Source organism: Brevibacillus panacihumi W25 (assembly GCF_000503775.1).
GTDB classification, from domain to species: domain Bacteria; phylum Bacillota; class Bacilli; order Brevibacillales; family Brevibacillaceae; genus Brevibacillus; species Brevibacillus panacihumi_A.
The window spans coordinates 542,735-565,209 of sequence record NZ_KI629786.1; the positions used below are offsets into that span (position 1 = coordinate 542,735).

Annotated in this window: 11 protein-coding genes and 1 CRISPR repeat array; all 11 genes read left to right on the forward strand. The window is 48.1% G+C overall.

Going from position 1 to position 22,475, the window contains the following annotated elements:
* Positions 1-31: 31 nt before the first annotated feature.
* The 11 genes from T458_RS52380 (at position 32) to cas2 (ending at position 17,167) form a co-directional block, all read left to right on the forward strand.
* On the forward strand, positions 32-1,597 hold the full coding sequence (locus T458_RS52380) for a TIGR02677 family protein (protein WP_023559125.1): 1,566 nt from the start codon (positions 32-34) through the stop codon (positions 1,595-1,597).
* Positions 1,594-2,817 carry a TIGR02678 family protein gene (locus T458_RS52385; RefSeq protein WP_023559126.1) on the forward strand — a complete coding sequence of 408 codons (1,224 nt, stop codon included), beginning with the start codon at positions 1,594-1,596 and terminating at the stop codon, positions 2,815-2,817. The genes T458_RS52380 and T458_RS52385 overlap by 4 nt, the downstream gene beginning before the upstream one ends.
* A complete protein-coding gene (locus T458_RS52390; RefSeq protein WP_051410135.1) occupies positions 2,801-7,066 on the forward strand; it encodes a TIGR02680 family protein in 4,266 nt (1,421 codons plus the stop codon). Before T458_RS52385 ends, T458_RS52390 begins: the two co-directional genes overlap by 17 nt.
* Entirely contained in the window at positions 7,053-8,441 is a 1,389-nt protein-coding gene (locus tag T458_RS52395; protein WP_023559128.1) for a TIGR02679 domain-containing protein, read from the forward strand. Before T458_RS52390 ends, T458_RS52395 begins: the two co-directional genes overlap by 14 nt.
* Positions 8,442-8,612: 171 nt before the next feature.
* Positions 8,613-11,033, forward strand: a complete 2,421-nt coding sequence (locus tag T458_RS52400; protein ID WP_023559129.1) for a CRISPR-associated helicase/endonuclease Cas3 — start codon at positions 8,613-8,615, stop codon at positions 11,031-11,033.
* Between the two features lie 690 nt (positions 11,034-11,723).
* The gene (gene cas5c, locus T458_RS52410; protein ID WP_023559131.1) at positions 11,724-12,446 is read left to right on the forward strand and encodes a type I-C CRISPR-associated protein Cas5c; all 723 of its coding nucleotides are present in this window, start codon (positions 11,724-11,726) and stop codon (positions 12,444-12,446) included.
* The gene (gene cas8c / locus T458_RS52415) at positions 12,443-14,314 is read left to right on the forward strand and encodes a type I-C CRISPR-associated protein Cas8c/Csd1 (RefSeq protein WP_023559132.1); all 1,872 of its coding nucleotides are present in this window, start codon (positions 12,443-12,445) and stop codon (positions 14,312-14,314) included. The genes cas5c and cas8c overlap by 4 nt, the downstream gene beginning before the upstream one ends.
* A gap of 15 nt (positions 14,315-14,329) precedes the next feature.
* Positions 14,330-15,187, forward strand: coding sequence for a type I-C CRISPR-associated protein Cas7/Csd2 (gene cas7c / locus T458_RS52420; RefSeq protein WP_023559133.1), 858 nt, complete (start codon positions 14,330-14,332; stop codon positions 15,185-15,187).
* The gene (gene cas4 / locus T458_RS52425; RefSeq protein WP_023559134.1) at positions 15,177-15,836 is read left to right on the forward strand and encodes a CRISPR-associated protein Cas4; all 660 of its coding nucleotides are present in this window, start codon (positions 15,177-15,179) and stop codon (positions 15,834-15,836) included. Before cas7c ends, cas4 begins: the two co-directional genes overlap by 11 nt.
* Positions 15,833-16,864 (forward strand): type I-C CRISPR-associated endonuclease Cas1c, encoded by a 1,032-nt coding sequence (cas1c, locus tag T458_RS52430; RefSeq protein ID WP_023559135.1) that lies wholly within the window; start codon positions 15,833-15,835, stop codon positions 16,862-16,864. Before cas4 ends, cas1c begins: the two co-directional genes overlap by 4 nt.
* A 12-nt stretch (positions 16,865-16,876) precedes the next feature.
* Complete coding sequence (cas2, locus tag T458_RS52435) at positions 16,877-17,167, forward strand: CRISPR-associated endonuclease Cas2 (protein WP_023559136.1); 291 nt, start codon at positions 16,877-16,879, stop codon at positions 17,165-17,167.
* A gap of 181 nt (positions 17,168-17,348) precedes the next feature.
* A CRISPR array of direct repeats spans positions 17,349-22,330; the repeat unit is 32 nt; unit sequence GTCGCATCCTACGCGGATGCGTGGATTGAAAT.
* Positions 22,331-22,475 lie beyond the last annotated feature (145 nt).

Genomic DNA, 22,475 nt, shown 5'->3' on the forward strand with positions numbered 1-22,475 from the left:
TTAGAAACTAGCGGATAAGAGGTGATCTTTCATGGAGAAAACAAGATCGATTCGTACCTATAAAGCCGTCACAGAAGCCAAGTACCTGTCCGTAGAAAACGCACAGCGCTATCGGGCCATCTTGCGCTATTTCTATGAAGAGCAACAGAGACTGCGTTACTGGTTAAGACCGGAAGAAATCCTTCAAGCGGTCAAAGAAAGAATAGAGCCCAGCGATGCTTCTTCTTACAACGAAGATTTACTACAGCTGGATTTGCAACAATTGCATGATTGGGGCAATTTGCAACGGAAGCAGTCCGGAAAGGTGAATAAAATCGAGGATTTTAAGAAAAAGCGGTATCGTTATCAGGCGACCCCTTACACGATCAAGTTTGAGCGTTTGATTGAGGATTTGGAGGAGATGGGGGATGCGTACGGCGGCTCCCTGGAGGTCACCCAATTTGAAAAGCTGGTAGAAACGCTTCGCTGGCTGACAAGACTGGCCCGTGTCTCTTTCCATCGACCAGGTGAGCGCCCAAGGTACGAGATGGAAGATTGGAGCAACGAAAAGCTTTATGATTGGTGGACGGAATTGTATGAGCAGTTTCGTAAGGTGACCAACAATGCAAGAGATTATATGGCGAGCCTAGACAGCGTACAGGTAGAAGATGCGATGATGACCGAACAATTCCTCCTGTACAAGGACAAGGTGACAGACTATTTGAGGCGGTTCATGATGGGGCTGCAGCGCAGTTCATATCAGATTGAAGGGCTGCTGGTACAGGTAGACCGCAGACTGTTGCAAGATCTCTTGCACCGGGTAGCAAGCTACGAGGTTTCGATCCCTCGCTTCGAACAGACGGCTTGGACTAAGGAAGACTATACAGCACGTTTTTTTGAGCAGTGGGAAGGGATTTGGCACTGGTTCTTGGGAGACGGAAGCGGTCGGGGCAGTGATCTAGAAGATCTGCAGCGCGAAACAAACGAGGCGATACGCAGAATAGCGCGCTATGCGCAGCGAATGGGAGAGCGGCAATCCAGTATGCGAAGCCGCAGAGCGGACTATCTGTATCTCGCCAAATGGTTTGCATCCCATGAAGAAGTGGAGCCGGCCCATTGTTTGTCCGCAGCCGTATTCGGGATCACGGAGATGCACCATTTCTGGGTGGAAGGACCGAAGTCAACGGAGGACATTTACTGCGAAATTTGGGACATGCCAGCATCCGACTATGACGTGAAGCCGCGCATCAATGGTTATCGGGAGAGGACAAGACCGAGCAAGATTGATACAAAAGATGAGCAGAAAGAAGCCATGCTCGCCGCCTACTTGCAACAGAAAGCACAGCGGCAGAGCAGATTGAACGAATTATTTGCCGCAGATCGGGTAAGTTTGCGGGATTTGCCAATCGTGGAGCCCTTTGTGCGGCAAACCTTGCTCGGATGGATCGGAAAAAGCATGGCGTCACCGGCACGAGAAGGAAAAACAGATGACGGCAGAAGATTTAGGCTGACGGAGATGGGGACTGGGGAGCGAATCAGACTGCAGTGTACCGATGGCGTATTGGAATTGCCGGATTTCGTGTTGTACTTTCTGGATGAAAGCAAGGTGAAGAGATGAGTGAACAGCAGGCTACTGATACCAGGTATACATCCCGATTTGATGATTTGGCAAGACAAGCGGCCTGGGAACTGCTAAGAAGGCTATGGATCCCGAGAAGCGATATTCTTGTTTACCAGGCAGTTCGCGACCGTGAGATGGTGCTGCGTTCCTTTTTCAATGAAAAACTGGGCTTTCGCCTTTTAATCCACTACGAATTTGTCAAGCTGGAGAAGTTTGTAAGCAGAGGAATCCGCCCGTGGATGGGGTTGCCTGGCTTGCTGGAAGTGCGCGACTACGTGTTTTTTTGCTTGTTGATGGCGTTTTTAGAGACGAAGAGCGTAGATGATCAATTCCTGCTCTCAGACATATGTGAGGAGGTCAAAGCATCCTATCCGGGGCAAGATGTTGTCGACTGGACAAGCTACGAACAACGTAAATCACTGGTTCGGGTCTTGCAGCTCGCTCGGGAATGGGAGCTACTCGTAGTCGTAGACGGTGACGATTTAGGGTTTACAGCTTCAGAGCAAGCGGATGTGCTTTATGAAGCCACCCCGTTGGTCAAATACTTTTTGCGAGCGTATCCGCGCGATCTGATGCAGTTTGAGACAGCTGAGGATTTCATGCGGATAGTGGAGTCAGAAAACGAAACGCTGGCCCGCAGGCACCGCGTGTACAGGCAACTTCTGCTTACCCCGGGAGTTCGGGAGGAAGAGCTGGACGACGGAGATTGGACGTATCTGCGGAATCAGCGAAACGTGATTGCCCGTGACTTTGATGAGACAGTATCCATGTCGTTGGAACTCTACGGACATGATGCCATGCTGGTGCACTATGGAAGAAGCCAAAGCTTAACCTTGTATCCAGATGCGAGAGCGATTAGCGATGTCGTCTACTTTTTTGCCAGAGCAGTACGCGGTCAAATCGATATGGGAGAACTGCAGCGTCAAAAGGACGGCTGTATTCTGCTCACGCCCGTCGATTTCGGGAACCTTCTCGTTCAATGTCGTACCGACTTTGGGGATGGTTGGGGGAAAGCGTTGCGGGACCTGTCTGACAAACAGCTGGCCAAACTCTTACTGGAAGAGATGGAGGCGTGGGGATTGGTGCAGCGTCATGAACAGGAGGAACTCATTCGGGTCATGCCGCGACTGGGTAGAATCATGGCCCGTTACCCGAAGGATTACGAGAAAAAGTTGAAAAATGAAGGCGGTGGTGGAACAGATGGAGACACAGAATAAGATCAATAGATGGCAGTTGTCCAGAGCGGGTCTGGTCAATTTCTGGTACTACGGCGATGAAAGCTTTGATTTTGCGGACGGGAAACTGTTGCTTCGCGGAACGAACGGTTCCGGAAAATCGGTTACGATGCAAAGCTTGCTTCCTGTCGTACTGGATGGGAAGAAAAGCCCGGATCGGCTGGATCCCTTTGGCTCCAAGGCGCGGCGCATGGAAGATTACCTTTTGGGAGAAAAAGAGGTCACTGGTCGGGATGAACGCACCGGTTATCTTTATCTGGAATTTTGCAAACCGTACACCGCGCAATTTCTGACCATAGGCATCGGCCTGCGGGCAAAACGAAACGCACAAATGGACTTCTGGGGATTTTCCATCCAGGACAACCGAAGGATCGGGAAGGATTTCTATCTGTACCGGAATGTGTATAATGCCGAGACGCAGGAGCAGGAGCGAATCCCTTTAGCGAAGAGAGAATTAGAGCGCGAGATCAGTCAGGGAGGCAGAGTGGTGTTTTCCCAGAGCGATTACGCGGAGATGGTGAACAAGTTGCTGTTCGGATTCTCTTCGGCAGACAGCTATGAAGATTTGATCAAATTGCTGATTCAACTGCGCAGTCCCAAATTGTCCAAGGATTTCAAACCGACAGTCATCTACAACATCCTGGAAAATTCTCTGCCTGGCTTGTCTGATGAAGAGCTGAGGCCGTTGTCAGATGCGATTGAGTCCATGGATCGCACCAAGCTCCAGCTGGAACAATTGGAGCGAGATCACAAGTCATTGGCGCGGATTGCCAAGGACTACACCGAGTATAACCGCTTTATCTGGTTTGACAAGGCGAAGGGACTGGCAGATGCTGTACAGGCTGCACGTTCCGCACAAAGGAAAGCCCAGGAGTATCGCCAGCTTCTCGTGCGTGAAGAAGAAGAACTGACCAGGCTGCAATCCGAACAAGAAGCACTTGCGTTGGAGCAGTTGACTCTGACAGCGGAACACGATCGTCTGAAAGAGAATGATTTTGCCAAAGCTGAAGCGGAACAGGTCGAAGTGGATGGCCAGCTGAAGAGGGAAGAATCACGGCTGACTGCCAAAAGGAAAGAGTCCGATGTCAAGCGGGAGAAGGTCAGCCAGCTCCACCGGACAATAGATGACATCCAGCTGAAAATGAAGCAGGCCGATGCCGATATGGCTGATTTGCTGGAGAGTATGGAGGATGCTGTCGGGGAGAACGAATTTCCGGTACATGAAGTAGCTCGCGGCGAGTTTGAACGGGCGCAAGCGGGCTACTCGATGGAACTTTGGCAAAAAGAGTCCCGGCAGTATCGCGATCAGCTGCAGCAAACGCTGGATCAGGCTGTCAAAACGGCAGAAGCGGAACGAAATCGTCTGGAAGCGGAACGCGCGCTGGGAGACGCCCAAAAAATGGTGGATGAGTTGCAGCGTGAACAAGATAAGTGGGAACGTGTCGTAGAAGAAGAAAAGGATGGGCTCATTGCCAACTTACATCAGTGGCAAGGTGAGGCGCAGGAGTTAAAGCTGTCTGTTGAGGCTGTTAGAGAAACCATTCGGCGCATTACCAAGTTTGAAGCTTCGGATCGTTACGAAATAGTCAGGGAACCGCTGAACCAATCCTATCAGCTTTTCCGGCAAAAGATTCGGGATCAGCTCGCGGATCTGGGAAGGAAAGTCGAGGATACAAAGCTGGACCGTCAAAAGGCAGAGGCTGAACTCCACATCTGGCTGGCGAAAAAAGAGCCTGAACCGCCGCGTCATGAACAGACAGAGGTGGCGAGAACGTGGCTGACAAACCAAGGCATCCCCTATGTGCCTTTGTACGAAGCGGTCGAATACCGTCCGGAGGTGCCTGAAGAAACGAGGGCCGCGATTGAGTCCGCCTTGAAGGAAGCGGGGCTCCTGGATGCGCTGATCATTCCGCATACCTATCTGGATCGTCTTGATGTGTGGGCGGATCAGATCAAAGACAGGGTGATTGTACCTGAGCCGCAACTGTTTGCCCACACCATCAGCGAATGGTTGACGCCTTCTCCAGTGGAGGGGCTGGGTGTAGGCAAAGAAGATATCGAAGCAGTCCTGCAGACTGTAATGACAGAAAAAGCAGGCGGGTCATCCGTAGCTGCTTATGTCACTGCGAGCGGGACTTATGGTATGAGTGTATTGAGCGGTAATGCTCCTGTTATCGAAAAATCAGTGTTTGTAGGAAGGGAGGCACGGCGCAGATATCGCGACGAACAGCTGGCATTCTGGAGGAAAAAGATAGAAGAATTTGATCTGGAGCTGGAACGTCTGGGAAAAGATGTGCAAGGAATGGAGAACCGCTTGGACCTCCTTGGGCAGGAATATCAGCAGTTCCCGTCGGGCCATGACCTTCTATCGGCTTTGCAGGCTGTCGAACAGATCCGGCAGCGTCTGGTGATCTGGCAAGAAGAAGTGCAGAACCGCAATCGAAAAGTTCGTGCTGCCGTGGAAACGCTGTACCGGGAGCGGGAAAAGCTGAAGCAAGGCGCAGACGGATTGACCATTCCGCTGGACGAAGATATACTTCGTCAGGCACTTCGCTCCATGCAGGATTATCTGGAAGACCTGCGTCAATTGGAGACGGCTTACCGCGAGAAACTGAATTTGACTGATCGGCTTCGTGTCACGGAAGGGCTGCATGAAGATGCGATCTATGACTGGGATCGGCTGCGCGGCGAAGAAAATGAACTGCAAATGGGTGTAGAACAGCTGAACCAGCGCCTTCAGTCGATCGATCGGATGCTAGCTTCTCAGGGAGCAGAGGAGATTCGTGCAAGAATTCGTTACTGCAAGGAAAGGTTGAGAGAACTTCCTGAATTGATGACAGCCACGGCTGGAGCGATAGGAAACGCCAGGGCGAAATGTGAGCAATACAAGGAGAATCAAGTGGAGGCCGACAAAATGGCCGAGGTTCGTCAACATTTGCAGACGGCCTGGTGGAAAGTATTTTCCGATGAATACGCCTTAGGCCTTTGGCGTTACCTGGATTTATTCCAGGAGGAAGCTGCCGCAGAAGGCGTGCAGCACCAGCTCGATGATTTCGCGATTCGCGTGGTAAAAAAGCTTCAGCCGGCGATGGCGGAACGGGAGAGGGAGTATTATAACAATCAACTGCAGAGAACGTTTGAAAATGAACGACAGATTCATTTGCTGGAGTATCAGCCGACACTTGATTACGTGCATGAATACAAGGGAGAAGCGGCTGGGGAGCAACATGCCGAAGTATACCAGTTGACACATCTCTGGAAAGAGCTGAAGACCAGATCAAGACGGAGAACGATTTTGCTGGAGTACGAAGGCAAGCGATGCCATCCCTATGATTTGCAGGAAAAACTGGAACACGAGATTCAGATGCATCGCCTGTATCTGACAGCAGAGGATCGCAAAATTTTCGAGGAAGTGATCCTGCAAAGCGTTGGACGTGTGATTAAACATCGCATCCATCGGGCGGAAAAATGGGTCGAGCGGATGAATGAATTGATGTCCCAGCGTAATAGTTCGAGCGGACTTACCTTCTCATTGAAGTGGCTTCCTCGGGCAGCGGAAAATGAGTTGCAAATGGATACCGCCGATTTGGTGGAATTCCTACGCAAGGACCCTGCCTTGATGAGGGAGCAGGATATCGAGCGCATCACCAACCATTTCCGCTCCCATATCGACAGGGCCAAGCGGGATATCAGCGGGGCCGCAGAGGGCAGCGGAGAAACCCTGCATCAGATTATGAAAAGAATCCTGGACTACCGTCATTGGTTTACGTTTAAGCTTTTCCACAAACGCGAAGGAGAGCCGAACAAAGAGCTCACAGACCGCCTTTTCTTTACCTTTAGTGGTGGCGAGAAAGCGATGGCAATGTATATACCGCTCCTGTCTGCAGCGTACTCTCGATACTTGGAAGCAGATTCGCTTGCACCGCGGATCATCTCTCTCGATGAGGCCTTTGCGGGAGTGGATGAGAATAACATCCGGGACATGTTTGAGCTTGTGGAACAATTGGGTTTCAACTACATCATGAATTCACAGGCTTTGTGGGGAGATTACGACACGGTCTCTCGCCTGGCCATCTGTGAATTGATTCGTCCCAAAAATGCGGACGTCGTCGCAGTCGCCCGATATTTGTGGGAGGGCGGCACGTTGCATGTGATGAACGAAGAATGGACGGATTGGGGAGATTCCGAGGTTGCAGTCAGCCTGGAGGAAGATACTGATGACGAAGAATGAGGACCGGCAGCTTCGTCATCAGGCAGACAGCTATTTTCGCTCCCGATCGCAAGGCTATGACCGCCTGTTCAAGGGATTGCTTCGGAAGTATCGCAGTCTCGGTCATTTTGGCGGGAAGCTGACGTTGCCCCGACTGTCACTGGAAGAAGCGGATGTTTTGACAGGTCTGCTGAACAAGCGTTTTGATCCGGGATCAGACGGAATCATACGGGTCTCAGATGTGGAAAGCGGATTTGCGAAAACAAAATATGCGCAGCTTGACTTGCTTTCCATCCTAGAGGGATATTTCGGGGAACCGATTGTCAGCAAAAAAGAGGAGCAGCTTTTGCAGGAACGTGAGTGGGACCTGTTTTGGGCAGACTTGCTGGAGACCGTCGCAGAAGAGCCTTGTTCAAAGGCGCAAGGCTGGATACAGGCGCTAGCCAAACATCAGGGCACGGGCGCTCTGGCAGTCAGCCAGTGGTGGAGTGCATCTGCGGAAGAACTTCGGGAAGCTTTGCTGACAGTCGTACGAGCTGTCCGCCATCTTGATCGGATGGCGGACGGCGAATATATCCGTCTGGCTGTGTTGGCGACACAAGTGACGGGTAATCCGCACGGTTTCGATATGCAAACACAGTTAGGAAAATTGCTGCTTTATGCAATTTGTTATATATTGGAAAAGGTTGGCCCATCCAATGCGGAAGAAATGACGCAAATTTTGTACGAATGTCAGATTCTCAGAGATGATCTGTCTTCACAGGTCGCTATTAGCGGAATTGTGGGGCAAAACACGAGGGGGCGTGGGTATCTCGGAAGCGAAAAGGAGGTCTACGGCCTGCCACTTCGCACGGTAGTCAAATATGCAGGATTTGAACCGTATTTGATGGAGGGTGGGGTGAAGCGGGTTTGGATTGTAGAAAATCCCGCTGTGTTCTCCTCGATTTTGGATCGTTGGGAGCATGATTATCCGGAAGAGGCTCTGCCGCCATTGGTCTGTTCCTCGGGCCAGTTTTCCCTGGCGGTGCTCGCCTTGTGTGACCGCCTGGCAGCAGCTGGATGCCAGATGTTCTACTCTGGCGATTATGACCCCGAGGGTTTTCAAATGGCTATACGCTTGTGGCGCCGTTATGGAGACGAACATGTGGCGTTCTGGCGATACCAGGAAGAGGATTATACATCGAAGGTGCAAGAAATCCCGATCGAAGAGAGAAGATGGAATCAGCTGCGGAAGCTTGTCGAGGACGAAGGGAGCAGGGACTTGCCTGCCGATCTGGTAAAAACCATGCAAACGGCACTGCGGGAGTATAAACCAGTATATCAGGAGGCGTTGCTGGATAATCTCTACCTGGACATCAAGACGGCGTTGGTGACGAGAATAGTTGAGAGAGCGTAGGTTTTTGGACCTAGCTCTCTATTTATTTTTGCGGTATACACGATTTTCCAGAAATGATATATGATTAGAAGTGACATCATGCGACAAAAAACAAGGGTTTCTGGCAATGGATTCATACGAGACTAACGTCACAAGCTGAACATGTACTTCACGAGGATTGGAGGGGTAAATATGGTATTCATCGCACATATTCGTGAAAGTGATAAGCAAATTCAAAGCGTGGAAGAGCATTTGCTCGGGGTCAAGGCATTGGCAGAAACGATTGGGGACAAGATTGGAGTCAAGCATATAGCGGGTCTGGCAGGCATGCTTCATGATATGGGCAAATTTACGCATCAGTTTAAAAACTACATCATTGAAGCTGTACAAAATCCGGAAAATCCGCCGAAACGGGGAAGTGTTGATCATTCTACTTCGGGCGGACGGTTATTGTACCAGAAGTATCATACGGGAGTTCCGTCCAGAGGAGGGTGGATTTTGGCGGAGGTGGTAGGAAACGCCGTTATTTCCCATCACTCTTATCTCCATGATTTTCTCAACTCTGATCAGGAGTCCCCTTACCTTCGTCGTGTAGAGGAGCGGGAATTACCAGAATATGAGCGGTCGATGGAGAATTTTTTTACTTATGTCATTTGTGAAGAAAAATTTCAGCAGTATGTATCACGAGCAGTAGAAGAACTGGAGGAATTTCTAAGCAAACCCTTTGCCGCAAATGGCGAGAGCAAGCTGATGCTCCTGACCAAGTATATTTTTAGTGCCTTGATTGATGCAGATCGGACGAATACCAGATTATTTGAAGAAAACAGAAGTGAAGAACCGGAGCAGTGCCGCAAAGATTTATTTGAAACCTACTATAAAAAGCTGATGGACAAGATACGTGCCTTTCAAGAAGAGTCAGATGCCGACACACCAATCAATATACTAAGAAGAAAAATGTCAGATGAGTGCGACAAATTTGCTGAAAAACCTTCAGGCATTTATACGCTTTCAATCCCTACCGGCGGGGGAAAGACGTTGGCAAGTCTGCGTTACGCCCTCAAGCATGCCAGCCGAGAAGGGAAGAAACACGTCATTTATGTTGTCCCGTTTACAACCATCATTGAGCAAAACGCCGCAGAAGTGCGCAACATCTTGAAGGACGATGGAAACATTCTCGAGCATCACTCCAATGTGATTGATGATGAGCAGGATGACGATGAAGATCAGTCCGGGATGATCAATACCCGCCAAAAGTTAAAGCTGGCTAAGGATAACTGGGATTCTCCAATTATTTTCACAACCATGGTGCAGTTTTTGAATGTGTTCTATGCCAGAGGAAGCAGGAATATTCGTAGGCTTCATAATCTGTGTGAATCGGTGATTATTTTTGATGAGGTGCAAAAGGTTCCTGTCTCATGTGTATCGTTATTTAACCATGCGCTTAATTTCCTGAAAACATACGGTCGTTCCAGTCTGATTCTTTGCACAGCGACTCAGCCAGCTTTGTCTCGAGTGAAACATCAGTTAGATATCAATCCGGATGCGGAAATTATTCAAGACCTGAGTCAGGTCATAGATGCGTTTAAAAGGGTGGAAATTGTAGACAAGGCAACGGATGAGCTGTTTGATAATGAAAAACTGACTCAATTTATTCGTGAAAAGCTGGATGAGGTCCAAAGTATACTGGTTGTTTTGAATACGAAAACAGTTGTCAAAAATTTATATTGCGAATGGGAATCGAGTGAAGTGCCGCTCTACCATCTGAGCACTTCCATGTGCGCTTCCCATCGGAATACCATTTTGAAAAAGGTACGGAATCATCTGAAACATGGTGAGAAAGTGGTTTGCTTCAGCACGCAATTGATCGAGGCAGGGGTGGATGTCAGTTTTGATTGCGTGATTCGCTCTTTGTCTGGACTTGATTCGATTGCGCAGGCTGCCGGTCGATGCAACCGGCACGGGAAGAGAGAAATTCAACAAGTGTATGTGATTGATCACGTCGAGGAGAATCTGGATCATTTACCGGAAATCAAGGTAGGAAAAAAAATCTCCAAGAAAATCCTTATTGATCTGAAAGCCAATCCGAAGCATCATGGCGGTAATCTTTTGTCTGTTCGGGCTATGGATCGCTATTTTCAGGAGTTTTATGGAGACCTGGATAAGAGTTTAAACTATTTCATCCCGAAATTGAAAAAAGAGATGACCGAGTTGTTGATGTCGGACAAGACTATTAACTCATACTATTTGGCTTACAAGGACCGTTGGAAGAAACACCTCCCTTTGTATATTGCGAACAGTTACAGAACCGCTGCAGATTACTTTCAAGTGATTCACGATCATACTACAGCGGTGATTGTTCCTTACGAGGAGGGGAAAGAGATAATCGTCCAGTTAAATGGCAGTGGAACAATCGAGAATCTTTCTGGCTTATTGAGAAAAGCTCAGCAATACACGATCAATTTATTGCGTTATGAACGAGACCAATTGGCACAGAATGGCGGACTGGTACCGTTGCTGGGTGGGAAGGTTTGGGCATTGGCGGAGACGGCTTATAATAAAGAGTTTGGGGTTGATTTGGAGAACAATAGCGAATTAGAGGATTTATTAATTTGAGGATGATGAGAACCTATCCTCATTCTAGATAGGTTCTCCCGAATTATATACTATATTTTTCAATCCACGCCTTTGGCGACAATTTATTATACCATGCGCAATCAGAAATTTATAACAAGTTCATATAATATATAATTCAAGAAATTTTGTTGAATTACTATTTGTTTGCGCATACAATGTAAATAATGGAAATGTAAGGTTTGGTGGTGGTTGCTATGAAAGTCTAAACATTACGGAATGGGTACAGGTCAGAATAATAAGGGGGAAATATAGTGCAACAGAAATGTTTTTCTATCAAATTTAAGCAACTCTTAACCAAAGAGCCAAAAGGAATTGGAAACAAAAATAGGGTGACAAGATCGTATAGTATTGAGGTTAAATTTACAAACGCTCGCTATAGGGAAGAAGGACAAGACGTCATGTCAAGATACAGGGTTGTATCACAGGGGAATCAAGTATGATAAAGCTTTTAGAAGCCAGAGAAAAAAGAATCAACTGCGAATGATTAATATCAGTAATGGTAGGGTACACCGAGCCTTTCCTTAAACCACGTGGACAAGCAGGAAGAGAAAAGTTTGGGGTCAAGCTCATATATTGACACAAAACTTTTCTCTTCCTCCCCTACCCAATTGTTTATAGAAATCAATCGGGGATCAGGGAGAAACTCTAACATTATGAGGAGGTGTGACCATGCGAAACGCTATCGAGTTTATGGTCTACGGTGACTATGCGTTGTTTACCGACCCGTTAACAAAGCTCGGAGGAGAGAAACTCTCCTATCAAGTCCCAACCTATCAAGCTCTAAAGGGTATTGTGGAATCGATTTATTGGAAGCCGACGCTGATCATGGTCGTAGATGCAGTACGTGTCATGAAGCCGATCCGAATGGAATCAAAGGGGATTCGTCCGTTGGAATATGGTGGAGGCAATACACTGGCCAACTATACATATCTGAGAGATGTCTGCTATCAGGTCCGCGCGCATTTTGAATTCAACATGAACCGTCCGGATTTGGCCTATGATCGCAACGAGAATAAGCACCACAACATCCTGAAGCGCTCTCTGCGGGCAGGTGGAAGAAGAGACATCTTTCTCGGGGCGAGGGAATGTCAAGCATATGTCGAGCCATGCGTGTTTGGAGAAGGGGATGGTTTTTACGACAATTACGGCGGCGATCTTCATCTTGGCAACATGATCCACGGCATCAATTATCCGGATGAAACAGGCCGGAACCAATTGGAGGTTCGCTTGTGGAGTCCTGTAATGAAGGATGGCTATATTGAATTTATCAGACCAGAACAATGCACACAGGTAAGGACGATTATGGACATGACACCTAAGCGGTTTGACGACGCTAATGTCAGTTCCGCAGAAGAACTGTATGCACAGCTTGCAGTGGGGGGAAATCCATGAGTTGGCTGCTAAATCTGTACGAAACATACGAGTCTAACTTGGACCGGGTAGGCGAGACCGAGAAGAAACATAACGAACAAGAGTATACCTTGCTGCCGATCTCTCATACCACACAAAACGCCCACATCGAAGTGGAAATAACAGAGGATGGGGAGTATCACTCTGGCTCAGTCGTTGACAAAAGCGATGCCAATACGTTGATTCCGTGCACCGAAGACTCAGCAAGTCGTTCGGGTTCCAAAATTGCGCCTTATCCTTTACATGACAAGCTAAGCTATGTGGCGGGAGATTTCGTCGCCTTTGGAGGGGAAATCAAGAAGGAAGAACCATTTTCCTACTACATCAAACAACTGGAAGAATGGGCAAATTCCCCTTACACTGTCCCCAAGTTGAAGAGTATCTATCGTTACTTGAGCAAAGGCAGGCTTATCGAGGACTTGGTAAATGACGGAGTGTTGTTTGTGGATGAACATAATAAGCTTTTGGAAAAATGGGACAAGACTGGCACCAAGCCACAGATCTTTTCCGCCGTCGCTGGTGACCAAACAAGTGCCTTTGTCAGGTTCAATGTTCGTTCCGCTGATGTGATACTGCAAAAGGTGTGGAAGGATCCGGAGATGTATGATTCGTTTATTCGTTATTACAACGAGCAGTTAGCAGACGAGGATCTTTGCTATGTAACAGGAAAAATTCTCCCGGCAACCGACAAGCATGCAAACAAAATTAGAAATCCGGCGGACAAAGCGAAATTGATATCAGCTAATGATTCAAGTGGATTTACGTTCCGCGGAAGGTTTCAGGAAAGTCGGGACGCAGCCCGTATCAGCTATGAGGTATCCCAGAAAGCCCATAATGCATTGAAATGGCTCATCCATCATCAGGGGAAGGTTATTGATCAGAGAGTCTTTCTCGTCTGGAGCAATGAAGGCAAGGAGGTACCAGGAGTCACAGATGATTTTTTGTCCATTGATCCGACGCCTGTTGTTGCCCCAAGGAGAGCATCATTTACCAATGAGGAGATCGCCAAGGAAGTCTCCAAAGCTTTGGATGGGTACAGAAACCAGCTTTCGCCTTCTTCCAGGGTGAATATTATGGTTCTGGATTCAGCGACCACCGGCCGAATGGCTGTACTGTATTACCGCAATATGGATCAGGAGCACTACTTTAGTAAGCTGATCCAGTGGCACTCCACTTGCGTGTGGTTGCATCGATACCAAAAGGATGAGAATGGGAATATCGTGCAATTTTATGGGGCGCCCGCAACGAAAGACATCGCTTTTGCAGCCTATGGACCAAACGCCAGCGACAAGATTGTCAAAGGGTTAATGGAGCGCATGCTTCCTTGCATTATAGATGGACGAGACATTCCACGAGATATTACTGAAAGTGCCCAACGCCGAGCATCCAATCCAGTATCGATGGAGAAATGGGAATGGGAAAAGACAATGAGTATTACATGCGCTCTGATTAATAAAAAGGAGGGAATAAGTGTGGCATTGGATGAAAGCAATACTGAACGAGACTATTTATTTGGGAGATTGTTGGCGGTGGCGGATGTTTTAGAAAGACGTGCCCTTGGTAAAGAGGAACTTCGAGCCACCAATGCAATTCGTTATATGAATGCGTTCTCCCGGCATCCAGAGAGGACCTGGAAGACCATCCAATCCTGCTTACAGCCGTATCAATTAAGGCTTGGCAAGAAGGCATCCGACCTCAATAAAATTATTGATGATATAGGTTCACGAATTCCGGTGGACCAATTTAACAACAAACCACTATCAGGTTTGTATCTGTTAGGTTTTTATAGTCAGAGACATGCAATTTACAATAATAAGGGCAATGGCGACACAGAAGATACACCAAATTAGAAGGGGAAGATCAAAATGAATACACTCGATCATAAAATTGACTTTGCTGTTGTGTTATCTGTGACTAAGGCGAACCCGAACGGAGACCCGTTAAATGGCAATCGACCAAGGCAAAACTTTGACGGTTACGGGGAAATTTCCGATGTTGCCTTGAAGCGGAAAATTCGAAATCGTCTTCAAGATCTCGGAGAATCTATTTTTGTGCAATCCAATGATCGCAAATCGGATTCCTATGGAAGCTTGAGAGAGCGTGCTGATTCGAATGTGGAATTGGAAAAGATCTTGAAATCAAAAACGGTATCGAATGACGAATTTGCCCGCATTGCCTGCCAGGAATGGCTGGATGTCCGTAGCTTTGGCCAAGTCTTTGCATTTAAAGGGGATAAGGGGGGCGTATCTGTCGGAATTAGAGGTCCCGTATCCATTCATCCTGCAACCAGCTTAGACCCCATCGATATTTCAAGCATTCAAATTACAAAAAGTGTAAACACAGAGCCAGGCGTTTCTAGAGGTTCAGATACCATGGGGATGAAGCATCGTGTCGATTTTGGTGTTTATATGTTTTACGGGAGCATCAATACGCAACTTGCTGAGAAAACCGGGTTTACCAACGAAGATGCGAAGAAGTTGCAACATGCTCTTGTCACGTTGTTTGAAAATGATGCGTCTTCTGCAAGACCTGAGGGAAGCATGGAGGTCCATAAGGTGTATTGGTGGGAACACAGCTCCAAGCTAGGTCAATATTCTTCTGCGAAGGTACATCGTTCAGTAAAGGTTGAAAGACTTGTGGATCAACCCAAATCAATCGAGGATTATAAGTTTACTGTTCAACTCTTGGAGGGTTTAGAGGTGGAGCAGATTCATGGAATATAATGAGGATGAGCATTACTTACTCTTGTCAGGCATCCAGCATTTTCAATTTTGCAAACGGCAGTGGGCGTTTATTCACATCGAACAACAATGGGAAGAAAACGTAAGAACCGTTGAAGGAGAACATCTTCACAGGAATGTCGATCAACCGTTTACGAAAGAAAAACGTGGCGACAAGGTCATCGTTCGTGCAATGCCCGTCAAGTCCGAAAATCTAAAGATAACAGGAGTATGTGATGTCGTCGAGTTTATCAGGAACGACAATGGTGTTGAAATTAGCGGTGTGGAGGGGAGGTATCTCGCTTATCCGGTTGAATATAAGCGTGGAAAGCCGAAAACGGGCGATGAAGATGTTTTGCAATTAGCTGCTCAAGCGATCTGCCTGGAGGAAATGCTGTTGTGTGATATCGACAAGGGATACCTTTTCTACAATGAGATTAAACACAGGGTAGAGGTTCCGCTAACTGAAACGATCAAACAAAAAGTGAGCTTGGTCGTGGCTGAAATGCAAGAATTCTATAGTGGTAGGCATACTCCAAAAGTCAAGACGGGGGCATTTTGCCGAAGCTGTTCTCTTCAAAATATTTGTCTACCGGAACTCATGAATAAACGGACTGTAAAAAGTTACGTTGAAGGGAAAATCAAAGAATGAAAAGGCTGCTCAACACCCTCTATATCACACAATCAGATGTTTATTTATCCTTAGACGGAGATAATATTGTCCTTTTGAAGGAGCAAGAAAAGCTGGCCAGATTGCCGCTTCATAACCTGGAATCTATCGTCTCCTTTGGATACACAGGTGCTAGTCCGGCACTAATGGGGTATTGTGCGGAGCGAAATATTTCATTGGCATTCTTCACCGCCAGCGGAAGATACCTCGCCAGGGTCATCGGGGAAAGCAAAGGCAATGTTGTCCTGCGGAAACGACAGTATATGGCCTCGGAGGATCTGGTCCTTTCGGCAAAGATTGCACGGAATTTTATTGTGGGTAAGATTTATAACCATAAATGGATGATCGAAAGAATGACACGGGACTACGCTTTACGTATTGATGTCCCACAATTCAAAACGGTATCGCAACAGCTGTCAGCTTTACTTTTAGATGTGAGGGAATGTGAAGATCTTGAGAGATTGCGGGGGCTGGAAGGACAAGCGGCTATTAGTTACAACAGGGTATTCGACTCTATGATCCTACAGCAGAAGGAGGACTTTTATTTTCACTCGCGCTCCCGCAGACCGCCGATGGATAACGTAAATGCGATGCTGTCATTTGCCTATTCCCTCTTGGCGCACGATGTCTCCTCTGCACTGGAAGGGGTAGGGTTGGATGCGTATGTCGGTTTTTTGCACAGAGATCGGCCGGGACGAGCCTCTTTAGCGCTGGATGTGATGGAAGAGTTACGTGGGGTATTTGCTGATAGGTTTGTGCTGTCATTGATAAACAAGAAGATTATGAGCAAGGAGGACTTTTTCGAAAAAGGGAACGGTGCTGTTATTATGAAAGATGAGGGAAGGAAGAGATTCCTGACCGCATGGCAAAATAAAAAACAGGAGAAAATTACTCACCCTTTTCTCGGAGAGAAGATCTCATGGGGACTAGTCCCACATGTGCAAGCTTTATTGTTAGCCCGATATTTACGTAATGATCTAGATGAGTACCCACCCTTCTTGTGGAAGTAGGTGAATGAAGAAGTGCTAGTATTGATTACGTATGATGTAAGCACGACGAGAGGTGAAGGACAAAGAAGGCTTCGCAGAGTGGCCAAGATATGCCAAAACTATGGGCAACGTGTCCAAAACTCCGTATTTGAGTGTGTTGTTGACTCCACTCAGTTTGCTATTTTAAAGCTAAAGCTTCTCGAGGTAATTGATCAACAGCAGGATAGCCTCAGGTTTTATCAGTTGGGCAATAATTATAAGAACAAGGTTGAACATGTGGGAGCGAAAGAGTCTATAGATTTGGAAGGTCCATTAGTTTTGTAGTGCGAACCAGAGGTGCGAATGTATAGCGTACATGATTTCGCTGGGACATTCGCACCTGGAAAACGCGCTTAATTGTTCTCTTTTTTATAGTTTTTTACATATATATCCAAATTTTGTCTGATTTAAGTGCGCTTTGATTACAAATATGGAACTTTAGGTGTGTTTTGTTTAAAAAATCGCTGTCGCATCCTACGCGGATGCGTGGATTGAAATCTGGTCAGATCCTTGCTCCCGGTTGGAGCCATGAGTCGCATCCTACGCGGATGCGTGGATTGAAATACCAAAAACATACAGCAACGTTGCAAGTAGCAAGTCGCATCCTACGCGGATGCGTGGATTGAAATATGCGTTCCGAATCTGATTTGACTAGCTCCAATAGGTCGCATCCTACGCGGATGCGTGGATTGAAATTCTGTTAGCACTGGGGTGTACCTCTCAGCCAGAGTCGCATCCTACGCGGATGCGTGGATTGAAATCGTTTGACCGATTGGGCATGGACTTCCGCATTTACGTCGCATCCTACGCGGATGCGTGGATTGAAATATCAACGATGATTTGAGTATCTTGACCCGTGTGCGTCGCATCCTACGCGGATGCGTGGATTGAAATCTGGGCCTTCCACGGGTGGAACGATACCATCCAGTCGCATCCTACGCGGATGCGTGGATTGAAATAGAAATTCTGAGCCACGATCCAGACGCCATCGACGTCGCATCCTACGCGGATGCGTGGATTGAAATCTCTTTGGAAATGCCATGGAACACGGGAGCATACGTCGCATCCTACGCGGATGCGTGGATTGAAATGATTAACTACAGCACTAGCTTTAATATCCCCGGCGTCGCATCCTACGCGGATGCGTGGATTGAAATCAGCGGAAGACATTGAATTCCAACTTGAATTTGATGTCGCATCCTACGCGGATGCGTGGATTGAAATTGCCCTTGAAAGTTTCGGATGTGCGTGGAAAATGTCGCATCCTACGCGGATGCGTGGATTGAAATGGTTTAGGGAAAAAGAGATCAAAACTGGGAAAGTCGCATCCTACGCGGATGCGTGGATTGAAATCAATCTTCCGGGCCTCGTCGAACGTGTCCGCGGTCGCATCCTACGCGGATGCGTGGATTGAAATCGCCAGTGGTACGGACATTGCGACCGAGAAAGCGAGTCGCATCCTACGCGGATGCGTGGATTGAAATCGTACAATTTCCGTGCAGGCGACGATCTGGCCGCGTCGCATCCTACGCGGATGCGTGGATTGAAATAACAGCATGAGTTTCGGACGTTTGACGGCAGCGTCGCATCCTACGCGGATGCGTGGATTGAAATATCATCCTCCTCGTTTTGTATGGGCGCAGTTTCGTCGCATCCTACGCGGATGCGTGGATTGAAATATTCGGCGGCCACCTCCGCCATCACCGCGTCCACGTCGCATCCTACGCGGATGCGTGGATTGAAATGGATACTCGTACAAAGCACTTTCAGCTAGTGATAGTCGCATCCTACGCGGATGCGTGGATTGAAATTCAAAAGAGTAAACATCGACAGCGTGCTGTTTGCGTCGCATCCTACGCGGATGCGTGGATTGAAATTTCATCATCCCCAGGGGTGATGATCTCCGTTAATGTCGCATCCTACGCGGATGCGTGGATTGAAATCGAAACGTCTGCGGAGACGGAAAATACCGAAACAGTCGCATCCTACGCGGATGCGTGGATTGAAATAATAACGGAGCCGAGCGCATGCAGCTTCCGGTCAAGTCGCATCCTACGCGGATGCGTGGATTGAAATATCATGAACAAGCTTTATTTCTTGTCCACAGTGGTCGCATCCTACGCGGATGCGTGGATTGAAATTGTGATCAGTTTTGCAATGTATGCGTCTTGGTCCGTCGCATCCTACGCGGATGCGTGGATTGAAATTCCAGAAACAAATGTTTTTACATCGAATTTCTCGGGTCGCATCCTACGCGGATGCGTGGATTGAAATGTGAAATATTACCTGCTCATTACGAGGTTGAATAGTCGCATCCTACGCGGATGCGTGGATTGAAATATCGCAAAGGTAGCAGGAAACTAAGGAGAGGTATGTCGCATCCTACGCGGATGCGTGGATTGAAATATATCCGTATCCAGGAACTACAAAAGGAAATTCAAGTCGCATCCTACGCGGATGCGTGGATTGAAATGGATATTTACGTTATCGGTGGGGTCTATGACACGAGTCGCATCCTACGCGGATGCGTGGATTGAAATATCTCGTATCGATTGGAAAGTTCAGCGCCTTAGGTCGCATCCTACGCGGATGCGTGGATTGAAATTCGTACCCAGACCCGAACGCGCCGGAGGAACCGCGTCGCATCCTACGCGGATGCGTGGATTGAAATTCCGAGCCTGAGCCGGAACCTACCGAACCACCTGCGTCGCATCCTACGCGGATGCGTGGATTGAAATGCCATGAACATCCCTCCCTGCTAAATAATCCACGTCGCATCCTACGCGGATGCGTGGATTGAAATACGCTAGGATACTCGCGCGTCGGACGGTACTCACGTCGCATCCTACGCGGATGCGTGGATTGAAATCGTATCGATTCCGCGCCGCAGCGTTCCCTTGTCCAGTCGCATCCTACGCGGATGCGTGGATTGAAATAATTGTTCCCCTGTTTTCTTCGGCCTTTTTGGCTGTCGCATCCTACGCGGATGCGTGGATTGAAATCGGCTCTACTGAGCCGGACTCTGGTTTGGGTCTGGTCGCATCCTACGCGGATGCGTGGATTGAAATGTATTGGATACCTTTTGTATCGAAAACACGCAATTGTCGCATCCTACGCGGATGCGTGGATTGAAATCTGACTCAAGAAATGACTGAATGGTGCAAAGACTGTCGCATCCTACGCGGATGCGTGGATTGAAATCTGCGGAGTTTTCGAAGCCTTCGCGATCCCGAGCAAGTCGCATCCTACGCGGATGCGTGGATTGAAATCGCATGCATACCGTTTTGCATAACGCACGATCCCGTCGCATCCTACGCGGATGCGTGGATTGAAATACGAGAAGAACTGGCTGAATACCTCATCAATATGGTCGCATCCTACGCGGATGCGTGGATTGAAATGCGTAGATGTGCGCGTCGCCTAACGTGTGGATGAGTCGCATCCTACGCGGATGCGTGGATTGAAATAAAGGACTGTACACGCAGCGCGAAAGATGGTTTGAAGTCGCATCCTACGCGGATGCGTGGATTGAAATCTGCTCGACGACTTGGAGTCCGGGGAGAATACGAAGTCGCATCCTACGCGGATGCGTGGATTGAAATAACCAGATAGTCAACTTGGACACTGGTGTCATTGTCGCATCCTACGCGGATGCGTGGATTGAAATTGCCGGTATTGACCTGATTATTAATGACTCGCCTGTCGCATCCTACGCGGATGCGTGGATTGAAATGATACGGGTGAGGTTGGCGGAATGATTGACGGGGTCGCATCCTACGCGGATGCGTGGATTGAAATTCTGGAGATGGGTGCAGACAGTCTTTTGAATCGAGTCGCATCCTACGCGGATGCGTGGATTGAAATGAAACTTTAGAACAAGCCGAAGGTCACTTCGAGGTCGCATCCTACGCGGATGCGTGGATTGAAATAAAGTCGGAAGGTGCCTACTTGCTAGGAGATTAAGTCGCATCCTACGCGGATGCGTGGATTGAAATGTCTCCCACATCGTCAACGATACGAGGGTCGCCGGTCGCATCCTACGCGGATGCGTGGATTGAAATAGTTTGAGTACAACATCTATTTCAAATTTGATCGTCGCATCCTACGCGGATGCGTGGATTGAAATAGACTTGAAGCTTGAAGTCATCGAAAATACAAAGTCGCATCCTACGCGGATGCGTGGATTGAAATGCCATCGTCTGGATCATCGTGTCTGCCCAGTTGAGTCGCATCCTACGCGGATGCGTGGATTGAAATGCTAATTGTCATGACAATTTGATGAGTGACCGAGTCGCATCCTACGCGGATGCGTGGATTGAAATATTTCTTTGGCAGTTTCGGTGTCCGCGATGAAGTCGTCGCATCCTACGCGGATGCGTGGATTGAAATCCTCAACGGTTACGCGGAGAGCGTCAGATTCTTCAGGTCGCATCCTACGCGGATGCGTGGATTGAAATAGAAAACGCGACAAAGCCACAACTTTCCCACCTAGTCGCATCCTACGCGGATGCGTGGATTGAAATAAAGTCGTACTCAACCGTCCGCCCTCGATCAACGTCGCATCCTACGCGGATGCGTGGATTGAAATTTAGAAACCGTCGTTGACGATCCATCTTTGAAATGTCGCATCCTACGCGGATGCGTGGATTGAAATGCCTTAAATGTTGCTGGTCACGCAAGCCAAGCGGGAGTCGCATCCTACGCGGATGCGTGGATTGAAATGCCCGTCAACTTCCACCCGCATGCCTCGTTTGAGTCGCATCCTACGCGGATGCGTGGATTGAAATATCTACGACCTGGGCAAAGCAGTATCCGAGCAGACCGTCGCATCCTACGCGGATGCGTGGATTGAAATCCCCCGGAAGGTGACATTGAGCGGCTGAGTAAGTAGTCGCATCCTACGCGGATGCGTGGATTGAAATTTCCGACTTACGTGGTCTTGGCACTTATACCCTCGTCGCATCCTACGCGGATGCGTGGATTGAAATATCGCGATCCGCTCCCTTAGTGATTTCTTATCTTGTCGCATCCTACGCGGATGCGTGGATTGAAATATCAGCAGCTCGTTTCAATGGTTCAGGATCAATCGTCGCATCCTACGCGGATGCGTGGATTGAAATATCCAGAAGGTGTTGCTATGGAAGAGTGGGAAAGTCGCATCCTACGCGGATGCGTGGATTGAAATGCAAAGTTTTGGACATATACGAAGGTGAATACATGTCGCATCCTACGCGGATGCGTGGATTGAAATCTGTATCTCGTCAAAAACAACCGTTTTAAAGAATGTCGCATCCTACGCGGATGCGTGGATTGAAATCTTATTATATGGCCTTGGGAGCAGCCATCCTCGCGTCGCATCCTACGCGGATGCGTGGATTGAAATCATATGGTGTAGATGCTTTCCACTTCGGATCTAGTCGCATCCTACGCGGGTGCATGGATTTAAATTATATTACCGTGAAAGCTGAATAGACATGCGGGACGTCGCGTTCTACGTCGAGGTAAATGCCGGCACGAACGGGAAGGGTCCTGGGACGTCGTTCAGTAGCAGGATCAAAGACAAAACGTTTTTCCCCGATTCTGAACCCGTTCC